Annotated in this window: 14 protein-coding genes, 1 pseudogene and 1 riboswitch; of the genes and pseudogenes, 8 read left to right on the forward strand and 7 right to left on the reverse strand. The window is 71.2% G+C overall.

The window, feature by feature from the left end; all coding sequences use genetic code 11:
* Positions 1–58: 58 nt before the first annotated feature.
* Positions 59–796 (forward strand): annotated as a pseudogene (gene rarD / locus ACTWQJ_RS02570) (EamA family transporter RarD); the annotation flags it as partial.
* Here rarD and ACTWQJ_RS02575 read toward each other — a convergent pair.
* On the reverse strand, positions 781–2,244 hold the full coding sequence (locus ACTWQJ_RS02575; RefSeq protein ID WP_443304969.1) for an MFS transporter: 1,464 nt from the start codon (positions 2,242–2,244) through the stop codon (positions 781–783). The pseudogene rarD and the gene ACTWQJ_RS02575 sit on opposite strands and share 16 nt — an antisense overlap.
* A 96-nt stretch (positions 2,245–2,340) precedes the next feature.
* Between ACTWQJ_RS02575 and ACTWQJ_RS02580 the strand changes: the two genes are divergently transcribed.
* Together ACTWQJ_RS02580 and ACTWQJ_RS02585 are read left to right on the forward strand one after the other, a co-directional pair.
* A complete protein-coding gene (locus tag ACTWQJ_RS02580; protein ID WP_443304970.1) occupies positions 2,341–2,799 on the forward strand; it encodes a winged helix-turn-helix transcriptional regulator in 459 nt (152 codons plus the stop codon).
* A complete protein-coding gene (locus tag ACTWQJ_RS02585) occupies positions 2,796–3,269 on the forward strand; it encodes a VOC family protein (protein ID WP_443304971.1) in 474 nt (157 codons plus the stop codon). The genes ACTWQJ_RS02580 and ACTWQJ_RS02585 overlap by 4 nt, the downstream gene beginning before the upstream one ends.
* 18 nt (positions 3,270–3,287) lie before the next feature.
* Here the strand turns inward: ACTWQJ_RS02585 and ACTWQJ_RS02590 are convergent, their stop codons facing one another.
* Positions 3,288–4,571: a tetratricopeptide repeat protein gene (locus ACTWQJ_RS02590; protein WP_443304972.1), complete on the reverse strand. Its 1,284-nt coding sequence runs from the start codon at positions 4,569–4,571 to the stop codon at positions 3,288–3,290.
* A 180-nt stretch (positions 4,572–4,751) separates the two neighbouring features.
* Here ACTWQJ_RS02590 and ACTWQJ_RS02595 point away from each other — a divergent pair, with 180 nt between their 5' ends.
* Both ACTWQJ_RS02595 and ACTWQJ_RS02600 read left to right on the forward strand, forming a co-directional pair.
* The gene (locus tag ACTWQJ_RS02595) at positions 4,752–5,249 is read left to right on the forward strand and encodes a DUF6668 family protein (RefSeq protein WP_443304973.1); all 498 of its coding nucleotides are present in this window, start codon (positions 4,752–4,754) and stop codon (positions 5,247–5,249) included.
* Between the two features lie 109 nt (positions 5,250–5,358).
* Entirely contained in the window at positions 5,359–5,943 is a 585-nt protein-coding gene (locus tag ACTWQJ_RS02600) for a flavodoxin family protein (RefSeq protein WP_443304974.1), read from the forward strand.
* A gap of 11 nt (positions 5,944–5,954) precedes the next feature.
* On the opposite strand, the gene ACTWQJ_RS02605 is transcribed toward ACTWQJ_RS02600, so the two are convergent.
* The 4 genes from ACTWQJ_RS02605 to ACTWQJ_RS02620 form a co-directional block, all read right to left on the reverse strand.
* Positions 5,955–6,836 carry an ABC transporter permease gene (locus ACTWQJ_RS02605; RefSeq protein WP_443304975.1) on the reverse strand — a complete coding sequence of 294 codons (882 nt, stop codon included), beginning with the start codon at positions 6,834–6,836 and terminating at the stop codon, positions 5,955–5,957.
* On the reverse strand, positions 6,823–7,791 hold the full coding sequence (locus tag ACTWQJ_RS02610; protein WP_443304976.1) for an ABC transporter ATP-binding protein: 969 nt from the start codon (positions 7,789–7,791) through the stop codon (positions 6,823–6,825). The genes ACTWQJ_RS02605 and ACTWQJ_RS02610 overlap by 14 nt, the downstream gene beginning before the upstream one ends.
* 55 nt (positions 7,792–7,846) lie before the next feature.
* On the reverse strand, positions 7,847–9,052 hold the full coding sequence (locus ACTWQJ_RS02615) for a LolA family protein (RefSeq protein WP_443304977.1): 1,206 nt from the start codon (positions 9,050–9,052) through the stop codon (positions 7,847–7,849).
* Positions 9,053–9,327: 275 nt separating this feature from the next.
* Positions 9,328–10,338 (reverse strand): polyprenyl synthetase family protein, encoded by a 1,011-nt coding sequence (locus ACTWQJ_RS02620; protein WP_224740033.1) that lies wholly within the window; start codon positions 10,336–10,338, stop codon positions 9,328–9,330.
* Positions 10,339–10,930: 592 nt separating this feature from the next.
* Positions 10,931–11,103, forward strand: a riboswitch (cyclic di-AMP (ydaO/yuaA leader).
* 3 nt (positions 11,104–11,106) lie between these two features.
* On the opposite strand from ACTWQJ_RS02620, the gene ACTWQJ_RS02625 reads away from it, so the two are divergent.
* Complete coding sequence (locus ACTWQJ_RS02625) at positions 11,107–11,595, forward strand: transglycosylase SLT domain-containing protein (RefSeq protein ID WP_443304979.1); 489 nt, start codon at positions 11,107–11,109, stop codon at positions 11,593–11,595.
* An 11-nt stretch (positions 11,596–11,606) separates the two neighbouring features.
* Here the strand turns inward: ACTWQJ_RS02625 and ACTWQJ_RS02630 are convergent, their stop codons facing one another.
* Positions 11,607–12,491, reverse strand: a complete 885-nt coding sequence (locus ACTWQJ_RS02630) for an HAD family hydrolase (RefSeq protein ID WP_443304980.1) — start codon at positions 12,489–12,491, stop codon at positions 11,607–11,609.
* Positions 12,492–12,777: 286 nt separating this feature from the next.
* Between ACTWQJ_RS02630 and fahA the strand changes: the two genes are divergently transcribed.
* Together fahA and ACTWQJ_RS02640 are read left to right on the forward strand one after the other, a co-directional pair.
* Positions 12,778–13,989, forward strand: a complete 1,212-nt coding sequence (fahA, locus tag ACTWQJ_RS02635) for a fumarylacetoacetase (RefSeq protein WP_443304981.1) — start codon at positions 12,778–12,780, stop codon at positions 13,987–13,989.
* A gap of 196 nt (positions 13,990–14,185) precedes the next feature.
* Positions 14,186–15,124, forward strand: coding sequence for a M56 family metallopeptidase (locus ACTWQJ_RS02640; RefSeq protein WP_443304982.1), 939 nt, complete (start codon positions 14,186–14,188; stop codon positions 15,122–15,124).
* Positions 15,125–15,315: the final 191 nt, after the last annotated feature.

Below are 15,315 nucleotides of genomic sequence, written 5' to 3' on the forward strand. Positions count from 1 at the left end.
CGGGAAGTCCAGGGGCGAGCAGCGCATAGGTCTGCTGAACGGCTTCGCGGCATACGGGATGTGGGGCCTCGTCCCGCTCTTCTGGCCGCTGCTGAAGCCCGCCGGGGCGCTCGAGATCCTCGCCCACCGGATGGTGTGGTCCCTCGTTCTCGTGGGCGCCGCCCTGCTCGTCATACGGCGCTGGGGCTGGGCCGGTGAGCTGTTGCGGCAGCCGCGCCGACTGGCGCTCATCGCGGTCGCCGCGGCCGTGATCACCGTCAACTGGGGCATCTACATCTGGGCCGTGAACAGCGGGCAGGTGGTCGAGGCCTCCCTCGGGTACTTCATCAACCCCCTCGTCACCATCGCGATGGGCGTACTGCTCCTGAAGGAGCGGCTGCGGCCCGTGCAGTGGGCGGCGGTCGGGATCGGCTTCGCGGCGGTTCTCGTCCTCACCGTCGGCTACGGCCGGCCGCCGTGGATCTCGCTCATCCTCGCCTTCTCCTTCGCCACGTACGGCCTGGTGAAGAAGAAGGTCAACCTCGGCGGACTGGAGTCGCTGGCCGCCGAGACCGCGATCCAGTTCCTGCCGGCGCTGGCCTATCTGCTGTGGCTGACGGCCGACGGCGGCTCCACGTTCGCCACCGAGGGCGCGGGGCACGCGGCGCTGCTCGCCACGACCGGTGTCGTCACCGCACTCCCGCTGGTCTGCTTCGGTGCGGCCGCGATCCGCGTGCCCCTGTCCACGCTGGGGCTGTTGCAGTACCTGGCCCCCGTGTTCCAGTTCCTGCTCGGTGTCCTCTACTTCCGCGAGGCCATGCCGCCCGAGCGCTGGGCCGGGTTCGCGCTGGTCTGGCTGGCGCTCACGCTGCTCACCTGGGACGCGCTGCGTACCGCGCGCCGGTCGGCTCGCACGCTCAGGGCCGAGACCAGGGTGCCCAGCACCACCATCGCGACGGGCACCGTCAGCGCCGTACGGAACGCGGAGAGCGTCGCCTCCGGGCCAAAGCCGCTGGACGCCAAGCCGTAGACCGCGGTCACCGCGGAGATCCCGATCGCGGACCCGAACTGGGTGGCGGTGTTCAGCAGCCCGCCGGCCAGCCCCTGCTCCTCCTCCGCGACCCCGTCCGTCGCCGCGATGGTCAGCGGCCCGTACGCCAGGGCGAACGCCGTGCCCGCGAGGATCAGCGTCGGGAACATCACGGCGTACGACCAGTCCAGGCCGACCGGCAGGAACAGCCCGTAGGCGACGACCGCCAGCACGAAGCCGCCGAGGATCACGCGGACGTTGCCGTAGCGGGCGACCAGCTTCGGGGTGAGCGTCGGGGCGAGCACGGCGTCGCAGCCGAGGACGACCAGCGCGACCGCGGTCTGGAGGGACGACCAGCCGCGCAGCTCCTGCAGATACAGCGTGACCACGAACTGGAAGCCGAAGAAGGCCCCGACGAAGAGCAGTGCCCCCAGGTCGGCCCGCACCACGGACCCCTTGCGCAGGATGCCCAGCCGGACCAGCGGGGCGGCGGCCCGCCGCTCGACGGCGACGAAGGCGCCGCCCAGCGCCGCCGCGGCGAGCACAGCGAGGGCGGTCAGCGGCCAGTCGTGCAGACCGTGTTCCAGGCGTACGACGGCGTAGGCGGCCAGCAGCATGGCGCCGGCGGCGGTGACCGCGCCGAGCAGATCGAAGCCGCCGCGCACCCGCGGGGCACCGTCCGCCGCGGGCACCAGCCGCACCGCCGCGACCAGCAGCGCCCCCGCCAGCAGCACCGGCGCGAAGAACACCCACCGCCAGCCGAGCTGGGTGAGCAGTCCGCCGATGACCAGGCCCAGCGAGAAGCCGCCGGCCGCCGTGCCGGCGAAGACCAGCAGGGCCTTGTTGCGCTGCGGGCCCTCCTCGTACGACGTCGTGATCAGCGACAGCGCGGCCGGGGTCATGAACGCCGCGGCGACGCCGGTGACGAAGCGGGCGACGACCAGCATCCAGCCGTCGGTCGCGAATCCGCCGAGCCCGGAGAAGAGGAGGAAGACGGTCAGCCAGGTCAGGAACATCCGGCGGCGGCCGAGCAGGTCGGCGGCCCGCCCGCCGAGCAGGGTGAAGCCGGCGTAGCCGAGGACATAGGCGCTCATCACCCAGGCCGCCGTTCCCGTCGACAGGCCCAGTTCGGACCGGATGGTGGGGATCGCGACCGCCATCATGGCGACGTCGATGCCCTCCAGGAAGATCGTTCCGCACAGCACGAGCAGCAGGGCCCAGGCGCGGGTGCCCATGGGGACTCCTCAGGTAGGCGAAGACAGAGTCGGTTACGGAACTGAGGGTCGGTTCCCTCTTGTAACCACAGCCAGCCTGCGGCAGCATCGACAGACATGGAAGTAGGCACTTCGAAGTCACCGAGTAACTGCGCGAGCACCGTGGACTACGGCGACGCCGACCCCTTCCAGTGGGACACCCGGGAGGGCTGCGAGGTACGGCAGATCCTCGACCGCGTCGCCGACAAGTGGTCCCTGCTGGTCATCGCCCTGCTGGAGAACCGCCGACTGCGCTTCACCGAGCTGCGCCGGGAGATCGACGGCGTCAGCCAGCGGATGCTGACGGTCACCCTGCGCCAGCTGGAACGCGACGGCCTGGTCCGACGCACCGTGCACCCGGTCGTACCGCCACGGGTCGACTACGAACTCACCCCGCTCGGCGGCACACTGCACGCCACGATCCAGTCACTGGTCAGATGGACCGAGGACCACCAGCGGGAGATCGCCGCGGCACGAGCGGCATACGACGCACGAGAGGCCGGGGCCGAGACCGAGAAGGAGCTCAAGGTTTCATGACCGACACGACATCAGCGCCGGCACCCGTGCACTGGAAGCTCGTCATCGACTGCCACGACCCGCACGCACAGGCCGACTTCTGGGCCGCCGCGATCGGCTACGAGGTCGAGGACAACAGCGCCCTGATCGAGCGGCTGCTGCAGCTGGGCGCCCTGCCCGTCGCCGCCACCGTCGACTTCCACGGCCGCCCCGCCTTCCGGGACCTGGTCGCCGTACGGCATCCGGAGGACCCGGTCGAGGAGGAGAGCGGCACCGGGCTGGGACGGCGGCTGCTGTTCCAGCGCGTCCCCGAGCCCAAGTCCGGCAAGAACCGGCTCCACCTGGACCTGCACCCCGCTCGGGGGCAGCGGGCCGACGAGGTGGAGCGGCTGCGCGGGCTGGGGGCCAGTGTGCTGCGCGAGGTCAAGGAACCCAGCGGGGAGTGGGTCGTGATGCAGGATCCGGAGGGGAACGAGTTCTGCGTGCACTAGGGACTGGTGTCCTCTGCATCACGCTCCGGTTGCCCGTCCCGCCCGGTTCGCCAGGCGGCCCATGCGGGCGCGGGCGGACTCCAGTTCCTCGATGTCGTCGGCAGCCGGGCCGCCCTCGGTGACCAGCTCGGTCCACAGGCCGATCAGGTCCCGCCCCAGCTCCAGCCCGAGCTCGGGGTCGCGTACGGCCCGCCAGGCGGTGTCCGCGCTCTGGACGTTGCCGTAGGCGGCCTCCGCGTCCCGCAGGCGGCGGTGGATGTGCACCACGTCGAGGGAGAGGCGGAAGGACCGGACCGGTTCGGCCGCCAAGTAGGCGACGTACGCAGTGAGTTCGCGCAGCCGGAGCAGCTCGGGGTGGTCCGGCGCCAGCGTCGCCGACGCCTCCGCCAGGGTCTGCTCGGCCAGCTCCGCCGCGGCCTCGATCCGGCCCGCCTTCACGGCCTCGCCGATCCGGGCGATCGGCTCGGCGAGGACGGCGGAAGCAGGGTCGTTGTGCTCCTCGGCGTTCTCAGGGTTCCGGGGGTTCCAGGGTGCGTCACCGAGGATGGCCTCGGCGACGGCGTCGAAGCCCCGGGGCGGGGTGGGCTTCGGGTCGGGGTCCGACGCCGACGATGCAAACGACTCCGGGTGCGGCTTGGCATCCATCACCGGCGGGGGGCCGAACTCGCCCGTCGGCGCGGCGACGGCCGAACCGGGGACGGCGCCCTCGGGCACCGCCCGCAACGGAAAGGTGGGCACCGCATCACCCAAGGGCTGCGGCTCCGTCACCGCCCGCAACGGGAACGTCGGCGCCACCTCACCCGACGGCGACGACTCCGGCACCGCCCGCATCCGGAACGTCGGCGCGGACCCGGCCTGCGGCTCGGCGGAGGTGCGGAACACCTGCGTGGGGCGGTCGGGGGCGGGGGGATGCGGGGGATGCGGTGGGGCCGTCGGTGCCGGGTCCGGTGCGGTGTGCGGCGGCACGGGCGCGGGCTCCTGCGAGGGCTGCGGCTCCGCCGCCCCTGTCCGCACCGGCTCCCCCGTGTACCGGCTGGAGCCGTCCGGGTGGACCTGGAGGGGGACGACGTAGCCGATGCGTTCGTCGTGGACCCTGGCGAGGACGGGTCGGCCGGTGGCGAGGGCGACGCGGTGAAGGTGATTCAGGACGGCGTGCTGGAGTTCCTCGCCCGGCGCGACGACGACCGGGACACCGCCGATCGAGGCGCTGCCGGCGCCCGGCACGTGAACGTCGATCGCCGACACCGCAGAGGCGGCCTGGTGCTGCTGTTCCCGCTTCTTCTCGCGGCTGAGTCGAGACATCCGTTCCCTCACTCGCTGGCGTCCGCACGTCGGCGAACCCGTACTCCCGAGTCTCGCCGCTCCCCCACGGTGCTCGCGTCACCGGCGCGTCACAGGCTCGTCCCAAGAACGGGTACCCCCGTCACGCAGCCGTCCACCGAGCCGCGAAGATCGATGAGGTGACGACAGAGAGGAGCAGGCATGCGGACGGGCGCGCAGCAGGGGCCGGAGATCTGGATCCGGGGACCGGTGGCCGTACCGGAACCGGAACCCGCCCGCACCTCCGGCACGGTCCGGCGTTTCTCCTGGGTCGGCACGCACGGCGGGTCGGGAGTCTCCACGCTGGCCGCGGTCTACGGCGGTCAGGACTGCGGGCGTGACTGGCCCGGCCCCGGTGATCCGCCCTCGGTGCTGCTCGTCGCCCGGACGCACGCGGCGGGGCTGGCGGCCGTCCTGCACGCCCTGGAGATCTTTCGGCGCGGCGAGGCTCCGGCCGGGCTGGACCTGGACGCCGTCGTGCTGGTCGCGGACGCGCCGGGGCGGCTGCCGCGACCGCTGGCACAGCAGACCAAGCTCATCGAGTCGGTCGTCGACGTGTACCGCGTGCCCTGGGTGCAGGCCTGGCGTCTCGGCGACCTGAGCGGCCGCCCGCCCCGGGAGACCGAGGCGCTGGCCCGGCTGACGAGGGCGGCTCGCTGACCCCTTGAGCAGGTCCCTGGAATGGCCCCTGGACGAGATTGCTTGCGTGTGCATAAAATGCACGTGCGTGCAATTGGCGCCTGCCGACCATCTGGGATCTGGGGGAACCATGACCCGCCGCTTTCTGTTCGTGCTGGGCAGCAGCCGCAGCGAGGGCAACACCGAACTGCTGGCCCGCAGGGCCGCCGAGCAACTCCCCGCGGACGTCGAGCAACAGTGGATCAGCCTCGCCGAGCGCCCGCTGCCCGACTTCGTGGACCTCCGGCACGACAGCGACCACATCCGCCCCACGGAGGGCGATGTGGCCCTCCTGCTGGATGCCACGCTCGCGGCGACGGACATCGTGATCGCGTCGCCGCTCTACTGGTACTCGGTGTCCGCCCACACCAAGCGCTACCTGGACTACTGGTCCGGCTGGCTTCGCACCCCCGGCCTCGACTTCAAGGCCACGCTGGCCGGGCGCACCCTCTGGGGGGTCACCGCCCTCGCGCACGAGGAGAGCGAGGTCGCCGACCCACTGATCGGCACCCTCAACCACTCGGCCGCCTACATGGGAATGCGCTTCGGTGGGGTCCTGCTCGGCAACGGCAGCAAGCCCGGAGACGTACTCGACGACGCCGAGGCCCTCGCCCGCGCGAAGACCTTCTTCACGCAGGAACCGCCGCTCGCCCGCTTCCCGTACCAGGGCTCCTAGGACCCGAGCATCTACGCGGTGACGTCTTTCGTCGTGAACCGCGCCCAGGCCGCCGAGCCGAACACGGCCGCGTACAGGCCCTGGAGGCCGAGGTTGCGCACCAGGTCGTCCCAGTAGACCGGTTCGCGCATCAGGTCGGCGAAGGACAGCCAGTAGTGGGAGAAGAAGTACGGGTGGAGCGCGTGCAGTTGGGGGATCTGGTCGAGGATCTGGACGGTGATCAGCAGCCCGACCGTCGTCGCCATCGCCGCGATGCCACTGTTGGTCAGCGTCGAGACGAACAGCCCGAGCGCCGCGATCCCGATCAGTGACGCAGCGACGACCAGGGCGATCAGCAGGGCCCGGCCCAGTCCCTCGGCGAAGCTGATCCGCGTACCGGAGATGGTCGTCAGGTCGCCGAGCGGGAAGAGCAGCGCGCCGACCGTCAGTGCCGAGACGGCGACGACGAGGGTGGCCGCCAGGCAGAAGGCCATCGTGGTCGCGTACTTGGTGAGCAGCAGGCGGGTACGGCCGGCGGGGGCGACCAGGAGGTAGCGCAGGGTTCCGGCGTTCGCCTCGCCGGCGATCGCGTCGCCCGCGACGACGCCGACGGCCATCGGCAGGAAGAACGGGAGGGTCGCGGCGAGGGCGGTGAAGACGAGGAACAGTCCGTTGTTGGTGATCTGCGTGATGAACGCCGGACCCCCGCCGCCCTCCGGGCCGCCTCCGCCCAGCGTCGAGCCGTCACTCGTCTCGATCTTCACAGCGATGCCGACCAGGACCGGGACGGCGGCGAGCACACCGAGCAGCGCGAGCGTGCGCCAGCGGCCGAAGGTGACGGTGAGTTCGCTGCGCAGCAGACCGAAGGTCCACAACGGGCTGCGGCGGGAGCCGATGGCCTCAACCTGCGACATCGAAACCCTCCCCCGTCAGCGCCACGAACGCGTCCTCCAGGGAGGCCCGTTCCACCCCGAAGCCGCGGACCCGCACCCCCGCCGTCACCAACGCGGCGTTCAGGTCGGCGAGTTCCCCGTCCGGAGGTTCACCGGTCACCCGGTCATCCTCGACGATGACGTCCGCGACCCCGCGTTCCTTCAGCACCCGCGCCGCGTCGCCGGTGTCCGGCGTGGTCACCACCAGCCGGCCTCGGATGCCCGCCGCCAGGTCCGTCACCGCGCCCTGGGTGATCAGTCGGCCCTGCGCCATCACCGCGGCGTGCGTGCACACCTGCTCGATCTCGTCGAGGAGATGCGAGGACAGGAACACGGTGGTGCCGTCGGAGGCCAGCTCCCGGATCAGGGCGCGGATCTCGCGCATGCCCTGCGGGTCGAGCCCGTTGGTCGGTTCGTCGAGGACGAGCAGGCGCCGGGGCTGGAGCAGCGCGGCCGCGAGTCCGAGCCGCTGCTTCATGCCCAGGGAGTACGCCTTCGCCTTCTTGCCGGCGGCCGCCGCGAGCCCAACCCGGTCCAGCGCCGCGGCGACGCGGGTCCGCCGGGTGCGTGGATCGGCGGCCGGGTCGGCGGAGTCGTAGCGCAGGAGGTTGTCGCGGCCGGAGAGGAAGCCGTACAGGGCCGGGCCCTCGATGAGGGCGCCCACGTGCGGGAGCACGGCGCGCGTGGCCCGGGGCATGGGCCGCCCCAGCACGTGCGCCGTGCCCGACGTGGGCTCGATCAGGCCCATCAGCATGCGGATGGTGGTGGTCTTGCCGGAGCCGTTGGGGCCGAGGAAGCCGAAGACGCTGCCCGCCGGGACGGTCAGATCGAGCCCGTCGACGGCGAGCTGTCCGCCGCGGTAGCGCTTGGTCAGGGCGCGGGTGTGGATGACGCTGTCACCCGCGCCCTGCTCTGCCGTGGCGGACGATTCGCCCATCGTCTCCCCGATTCGTCGTGCGCGTACGGTACTTACTGCCCCTTCCGTACGGTACTCACTGCCCGGAGTCGGCCGCCTTCACCAGCGCGTCCTTGGTGACCGCACCGACGTAGACCTTGCCGTCGTCCGTGATCAGGGCGTTGACCAGACGGGTCTTGAAGACCGTGCCCGAGCCGAACTTGCCCTTCACCTCGTCGCCGAGCGAGCCCAGGAAGCTGCCCATGTCGCCGCCGGCGGCGTCGGAGGGCATGCCGCCCTCGGCGCCGGTGTCGAGGACGGCGACGGAGTTCCAGCCCTCGCCGATGACGTTCAGTCCGTCGAGGCCCTTGCCGAGGTCCTCCTCGGACTTCCGCTCGTGCTCCGGTGCCGCCTCCAGGCTGTCGCCCTCGGTCACCTTCGCACCCTTGGGCGGGGCGAAGTCGAAGGTCGACGCGGCCGGCGCGGCAAAGCTGACCTGTGTGAAGCCCGCGTCCACCACGGCGGCACCGCCGCTCGCCGGGGTCAGCGTGAACTTCAGTGGCAGCCCGGTCTCCGCATCCACCGCCACACTGATCGCGCCCACCGTGGAACCGGACTGCTTCGGCTCGATGAGCAGCTTGTACGCGTCGCGGCCGGCCACCTGGGCGGTGCCGTCGACGGTCACGGACGTCGTGTCGTCCACCGCCTTCAGGGCCTCCTCGGTGAGGTCCTTGGGCGTGGCCGGCACCTCCTCGGACGCCTTGCCGTCCGCGGCCTCGGTGGCGGTGCCGTGGTAGACCTCGTTGGACGCGCTGTCGTAGCCCCACACGTCCTTGCCGTTGTGGATCAGGCTGTACTCGGCGGCGTTCTCCAGCAGCGACAGCTTCTGCCTGTCCGGGCCGTCGGCCGCGACGCGCAGCGTGTGCGTGCCGGACGCCAGCTCGGTCAGCTTGGCCGACGGGTCGGCCGCAGAACCCTCGCCGTCCGAGGGGGTCGCGCCGGACGTCAGCCCGCTCTCCAGGCCGCCCAGGTCGGGCAGCCCCAGATCGGTGCTGATCTTCACCGTGCCGGACAGCTGCTGTACGTCCGACTCGGCGATCTTCTCGATGAGTTGCTGTGCGCTGATCTCCGGCAGATCGGGGCTGCCGGAGTCGGCGATCGCGGGGACGAGCCCGATGGTCCCCGCAGCCACCCCCAGGACCGCCGCCGGGACGACGTACCGCGCGGCCTTGCGCCGCCGCGCCGCGCGCAGCTCTTCGGCCTGCGCCGCGGTCGTGCTGTCGTCGGATTCGTACGGTGCCATGTGTGCCTTACCTCCGTCGTCGGCGGCGGCTGTCCGTCACTTCGCGTCCTCGCACTCGTCCACCTGAGCCGCCATTCTCACCCGAATAGGTGAGGAGTGGTGTGTTCCGTGGTCTCCATCTGACCAAACCGGATGCGAAGAAGCGTCAGACCGCGGGCTCAACTCCGCGTACTGCTGCGGTATGACACAAGCGAGCGGCGCCTCCCCCGACCCGTAGGGGTCGTAGGGGAGGCGCCGCCTCGATGCCGGGTCTCCGGCGATCCGCTGGCCAGGCCCTATCCCGCGCGGTGCACCACCGCGTCGCACAGTTCGATGAGCGCTGCCTTGGCATCGCACTCCCGCAGCGGCGCAAGCGCCGACCGCGCCTCCTCCGCGTACCGCACGGTGTCCCGCCGTGCCTGCTCCAGCGCGGGGTGCGCCCGCAGCGCGGCCAGCGCCTGCGCATGCCGGGCGTCGTCCGTCAGGTCGGAGTCCAGCAGCTCGCACAGGGCGATGTCCTCGGCCAGCCCCAGCCGGGCCGCGCGCTCGCGCAGCCGCAGCACGGGCAGGGTCGCGATGCCCTCCCGCAGATCCGTCCCCGGCGTCTTCCCGGACTCGTGGGAGTCGGACGCGATGTCCAGGACGTCGTCGGCGAGCTGGAAGGCGACGCCCAGTCGTTCGCCGTACTGGGTCAGGACGTTCACGAGCGACTCGTCGGCGCCCGACATCATCGCGCCGAAGCGGCACGAGACCGCCACCAGCGACCCCGTCTTGCCGGCCAGTACGTCCAGGTAGTGCTCGACCGGGTCGCGCCCGTCCGACGGCCCGGCCGTCTCCAGGATCTGACCGGTGACCAGCCGTTCGAACGCCTCCGCCTGCACCCGCACGGCCTCCGGACCGAGGTCGGCCAGGATGTGCGAGGCACGGGCGAAGAGGAAGTCGCCGGTGAGGACCGCGACCGAGTTGCCCCAGCGGGCGTTCGCGCTCGGTACCCCGCGCCGCACCTCTGCCTCGTCCATCACGTCGTCGTGGTACAGCGTCGCCAGGTGGGTCAGCTCCACGACCACGGCCGAGGGCACGACCCCGGGCGCGTACGGGTCACCGAACTGCGCGGCGAGCATCACCAGCAGCGGGCGGAACCGCTTGCCTCCGGCCCGCACCAGGTGCTGCGCGGCCTCCGTGATGAACGGGACCTCGCTCTTGGTGGCTTCGAGCAACCCTTCCTCGACAGCCGCCAATCCGGCCTGGACATCGGCTTCCAGAGCCTGGTCCCGCACGCTCAGCCCGAACGGCCCGACGACGGTCACGAGGGGTCTCCTGTCTGCTGGTGTCTACCGGCGGTTACGCGGTTTGTCGATACGTCGCTGCCTTCACTCAAGTCAGCGTATCCGGTCACGTTTCGATCACCGAGGGCGCCCGGGGTTACAGGCCGGGCTGTATCGGATCACGAGCGGTATGTTTTCGATCAGTTGATACGAGAAGTTATTTATCGACTTAAGCCGAATAGGTGAGCTTTGTCCGGTAATACCCCCGCCACGCCGTCTCGCCTCCGGCCATTCGGGTGACCGGCTCCCTCCCATCACACCTGAGGGAAGCGCATCCCATGCACACCTGATTAATAGGCACTTGAGCTCATTGTCCGATTTACCACTCTTGCGCTCGTGCGTGACATGACTCACCTTCACCCGTTCACAGGTTCCACGCGGTCGCCAATCATCCGGCTTTCCCGGCTTGCGAGTTGAGCCTTGGCATACGCAAAGGATCAAGCTGACAAAACACCCCAGACAAAGATCAAACAGCATGTTGTGTGAACCCGCTACTTGTTTCCGACATGTGCTCTCGCATACGTTCCGGGCCAGTCGGGCGGACGCCGAATCCTGCCGCCGCCCGGTACCACCGATGACGAGACCACTCACGCACGGCAGGAGCGGGGGACCCAGGTAAGTCGCCGCGCCGGACGTCGTACGACGCACCGGAACGGCTTGGGGTGAAGTTGCGCTCGCAAGGGCGCGGCCGGGCACCTCCCAGCCCGAACCCGACAGCTCACCTCGCAGGCGAAGGAGAGGAACAAGCCCATGCCTGCAAACGGTCAGCCCCGCCGCACCCGCACTGCCCGCATAGCCCGCAAGCTCGCGGTCGCCGGCACCGGCGCGGCCGTGCTCGCCCTGCCGCTCATCGGTGCGAGCACCGCATCGGCCGCCACCCCCGCCGCGGTGACCGCGAAGACCGCCACCACGGCGTACTCCGACAACCTCGACGGCTGGATCCGCGAGTCGCTCGCGATCATGGCGCAGCACGGAATCCCGGGCTCCTACAACGGCATCTACCGCAACGTCATGCGCGAGTCGTCCGGCAACCCGGCCGCCATCAACAACTGGGACTCCAACGCGGCCAAGGGCACCCCGTCCAAGGGCCTGCTCCAGGTCATCGACCCCACCTTCGCCGCGTACCACGTGCCCGGCACGCCGTACGACCCGTTCGACCCGGTCGCCAACATCACCGCCGCCTGCAACTACGCGGCCGACCGCTACGGCTCGATCGACAACGTCTTCGGCGCCTACTGAGCCCTTCGCGCCTACTGAACCTTCGTACCCACCGAGGCCCTGCGCCCGCTGAGCCGCTGCGGGCGCAGGGCCTCGGTGAGGAGCCGTTCGAGGACGACGGCGATGCCGTCGTCCTCGTTCGAGAGGGTGATCTCGTCGGCCACCGCCTTCAGTTCGGGGTGCGCGTTGGCCATGGCGACGCCGTGGGCGGCCCAGTCGAACATCGGGATGTCGTTGGGCATGTCTCCGAAGGCGATGGTGTCCTCGGGGCGCAGCCCCAGATGCCGGGCCGCCAGCGCCAACCCCGTCGCCTTGGTGATGCCGGACGGCTGAAGCTCGACCGTCCCGGGCCCCGACATGGTGACCGTCGCGAGCGAACCCACCACCGAACGGGCCACCGACGCCAACTCGTCGTCGGACAGGGCGGGATGACGCAGCAGCACCTTGCTGATGGGCTCGCACCACAGGTCGTCACGCCGGCCGACCCGTACCGCCGGCAACGTCGGGTGCGGCATCCGATACCCCGGCTCGATGAGCGTCAGGCCGTCGACGCCGTCCTGGTCGACGGCCGCATACACCGTACCGACCTCCGCCTCGATCTTGCCGAGCGCGGTCTCGGCCAGTTCCCGGTCCAGGGTGACCGACCACAGCAGACGGTCCACGCCGGCGTCGTACAACTGCGCGCCCTGCCCGCACACCGCGAGCCCCCCGCCACCCAGGAACTTCAGCAGCGGCCGCACCCTGGGCGCCGGCCGTCCTGTCACCACCAGATGCCGGGCACCGGCCGCCGAGACCCGCGCGAGCGCGGTGAGCGACCGGTCGGAGACCGTGTCGTCGCCGCGCAGCAGCGTTCCGTCCAGGTCGGTGGCGATGAGGGCGTACGCGGTGCGCTCGGCATATGCGATGGGTGCGGCCATGATCAGAGAATACGGACACCACACCCACGCCGTTCATCCCCAACTCCCTTCCACCTGTCCACATTTCAGTGGTCCGACTCCTCGGCGCCGGCCACCGGCCGGGCGAAGGCGCGTTGCGGACAGCGGGTCACGGACAGCGGGACGAGGTCACGGATATGCATGACTCCCCCATTCCGGACATTGCGAACTCTTTGCGCGCTTAAGTCACTGCCCAAGACGGCCGCCGCAGCCGTAACGTGTGCCGCGACCGCATGGACCGCACGTACGAAAGTGAGGCAGCACCCCGATGCCCCCCTTCGATGTCCCCGAGGGCGACCCCTTCGGTCCGCACAACCTTCCGTACGGCGTCTTCTCACCCGCCGGGTCCACCGAACGCACCGTCGGCGTCCGCCTCGGCGACCACGTCCTCGACGCCGGCGCGGCAGCACTGGCACTCGGCTCCCCTTATGCCGCCCTGCTGGCCCGGCCCACCCTGAACCCACTGCTCGCCGCCGGCCGCACCGCCTGGTCGGACGTCCGGCGCGCGCTGACCGCCTGGGTGACGGTGCCGTCCCACCGCGAAACCCTCGCGCCCCTGATGCACCCCCTCTCCTCGGTGACCCTGCACCTGCCCTTCGAGGTCGCGGACTACGTCGACTTCTACGCCTCAGAGAACCACGCCCGGAACGTCGGCCAGATCTTCCGCCCCGACGCCGCCGACTCACTCACCCCCAACTGGAAGCATCTGCCGATCGGTTACCACGGCCGCTCCGGCACGGTCGTCGTCTCCGGCACGGATGTCATCCGCCCCTCCGGCCAGCGCAAGGCCCCGACCGACCCCGCGCCCGTCTTCGGGCCGTCCGTCCGCCTGGACATCGAGGCGGAGGTCGGCTTCGTCGTCGGCACCCCGTCCCCGTTGGGCCGACCCGTTCCGCTGGCCGGCTTCCGCGACCACGTCTTCGGCCTGTGCCTCCTCAACGACTGGTCCGCGCGCGACATCCAGGCCTGGGAGTACGTCCCCCTCGGCCCCTTCCTCGGCAAGTCCTTCGCCACGTCGGTGTCGGCCTGGATCACCCCGCTGGACGCGCTGGACGAGGCACGAGTGGCCCCACCGCAGCGCACCCATCCCCTCCTGCCGTACCTGGACGACACGGACGACGAACCCGGCGGCTACGACCTGCGCATCTCCGTCGCTCTCAACGGTCACGTCATCTCGGAACCCCCTTTCTCCACCATGTACTGGACGGCCGCCCAGCAACTCGCCCACATGACCGTCAACGGCGCATCCCTGCGCACCGGCGACCTGTACGGCTCGGGCACGGTGAGCGGCCCGACCGAACGCGAACGCGGCTCCCTCCTCGAACTGACCTGGAACGGTCGGAACCCACTCGAACTCCCCGACGGCAAGCGGACGTTCCTGGAGGACGGGGATGTCGTGACGCTGTCGGCCTGGGCACCGGGGGCGGGCGGAGTCCGGGTGGGGTTGGGGGAGGTGAGCGGGAGGGTCGTCGCGGGCTGAGCTGTGGGGTGGCGGGTGGTGAGCTTTTCGGGCAAACGCCGGTTCGAGCGCTGACTCCGGGTGCCCGGCGCCGTCATACTGGCGGTGGGTGGTGTGCGCGAGGCGGGACGCGGGACGCGGTCGGCAGGCGCGGCCGCTGCCCCCACCGCACGACCCGAGCCGCCCTTACTCCCGACCAGGATCCGGAGCCCGTGGCATGACCGTCTGCCTGCTCCTGCTGAGCGTCGTCGCCCTGACGGCCGCTGTACCGGCCCCCCGTGCGCTGACCCGGGCCGCGTGGCCCGAACGGGAGCCCGTGGTCGGGCTGTGGGTATGGCAGTGCCTGGTCGCCACCGTCCTGCTGTGCTGTCTGGCCGCCCTCCTCCTGGGCGCGGCCGCCGTCTTCCAGACCGTCCGCGACCAGGTCTTCGCTCCCGCACCGCCTCATGTCACCGCGGCGTACGACCTCTCCGCCGCGCCGCCCTGGGCCGCCGCGCTCACCCTGCTGCTGGCCTGCGGTGCCGCCTGGACCACCGCGATGCTCACCCGGGAGCTGGTCGAGGCCCGGCGGCGCCGCACCCAGGCCCGCGCCCACCTGCGCGAACGCGCCCCCGACCTGCCCGCCGGCCTCCCGGCCGCCCGCGGCCCGCTGCTCGTCCTGGAGGACGAGTACCCCGATGCCTGGTGGCTGCCGGGCCACCCGCCCCAGCTGGTCGTCACCACCGGCGCCCTGCACCGCCTCACCGACCACCAGTTGGACGCCGTCCTCACCCATGAACGCGGACACGCCCGCGCCCACCACGACTGGCTGCTGCACCTCTCGACCGCCCTTGCCACCGGCTTCCCCCGCGTTCCACTGTTCGCCCACTTCTGCGACCAGACCCGCCGTCTGGTCGAACTCGCCGCCGACGACACCGCCTCCCGCCGCTGCGGCCACCTCACCACCGCCCTGGCGCTGATCGAGCTGAACCAGCACCGCGGAGTCCTGTCCTGCGCCTCCAGCCACCGCCTCCTCGGCGAACGCGTAGACCGCCTTCTGCAACCCCCGCCCCGCCTTGGCCGCCGCCACCGTGCCCTGACGACCACGGTGGCCGCCCTGGTCCCCCTGGTGCCGCTCCTGATCACGTTCGCCCCGGGCCTGACGGCGTTGGGGTAAGGGCGCAGGAGGGACGGTGGACGGCACCCCAAGCCCTGTCCAGCGGTCCGCCTATATCCAGTCGTCCGGCTCCGGCCCCTCGGGCGGCTCGGGCCAGTCGTCCGGCCCGCCCTGGTCGGCCGCGGTTCCCGGAACCGGTGGTGCACCTGCGTCGGCCTGCCCGGCCGGGGCACCGGGCGGCCCCCCCAGGG

The organism is Streptomyces sp. KR55, assembly GCF_052245645.1.
In the GTDB taxonomy this organism is placed as follows: domain Bacteria; phylum Actinomycetota; class Actinomycetes; order Streptomycetales; family Streptomycetaceae; genus Streptomyces; species Streptomyces flavusporus.

Excerpts from the sequence above, each read along its gene's own strand:
- ACTWQJ_RS02595 (WP_443304973.1), top strand. The coding sequence starts at position 4,752 with ATGCGGACGGGCGCGCAGCAGGGGCCGGAGATCTGGATCCGGGGACCG.
- ACTWQJ_RS02610 (WP_443304976.1), bottom strand. The coding sequence starts at position 7,791 with ATGGGCGAATCGTCCGCCACGGCAGAGCAGGGCGCGGGTGACAGCGTC.
- ACTWQJ_RS02615 (WP_443304977.1), bottom strand. The coding sequence starts at position 9,052 with ATGGCACCGTACGAATCCGACGACAGCACGACCGCGGCGCAGGCCGAA.
- ACTWQJ_RS02575 (WP_443304969.1), bottom strand. The coding sequence starts at position 2,244 with ATGGGCACCCGCGCCTGGGCCCTGCTGCTCGTGCTGTGCGGAACGATC.
- ACTWQJ_RS02600 (WP_443304974.1), top strand. The coding sequence starts at position 5,359 with ATGACCCGCCGCTTTCTGTTCGTGCTGGGCAGCAGCCGCAGCGAGGGC.
- ACTWQJ_RS02580 (WP_443304970.1), top strand. The coding sequence starts at position 2,341 with ATGGAAGTAGGCACTTCGAAGTCACCGAGTAACTGCGCGAGCACCGTG.
- ACTWQJ_RS02630 (WP_443304980.1), bottom strand. The coding sequence starts at position 12,491 with ATGGCCGCACCCATCGCATATGCCGAGCGCACCGCGTACGCCCTCATC.
- ACTWQJ_RS02625 (WP_443304979.1), top strand. The coding sequence starts at position 11,107 with ATGCCTGCAAACGGTCAGCCCCGCCGCACCCGCACTGCCCGCATAGCC.
- ACTWQJ_RS02590 (WP_443304972.1), bottom strand. The coding sequence starts at position 4,571 with ATGTCTCGACTCAGCCGCGAGAAGAAGCGGGAACAGCAGCACCAGGCC.
- ACTWQJ_RS02605 (WP_443304975.1), bottom strand. The coding sequence starts at position 6,836 with ATGTCGCAGGTTGAGGCCATCGGCTCCCGCCGCAGCCCGTTGTGGACC.
- ACTWQJ_RS02640 (WP_443304982.1), top strand. The coding sequence starts at position 14,186 with ATGACCGTCTGCCTGCTCCTGCTGAGCGTCGTCGCCCTGACGGCCGCT.
- ACTWQJ_RS02585 (WP_443304971.1), top strand. The coding sequence starts at position 2,796 with ATGACCGACACGACATCAGCGCCGGCACCCGTGCACTGGAAGCTCGTC.
- fahA (WP_443304981.1), top strand. The coding sequence starts at position 12,778 with ATGCCCCCCTTCGATGTCCCCGAGGGCGACCCCTTCGGTCCGCACAAC.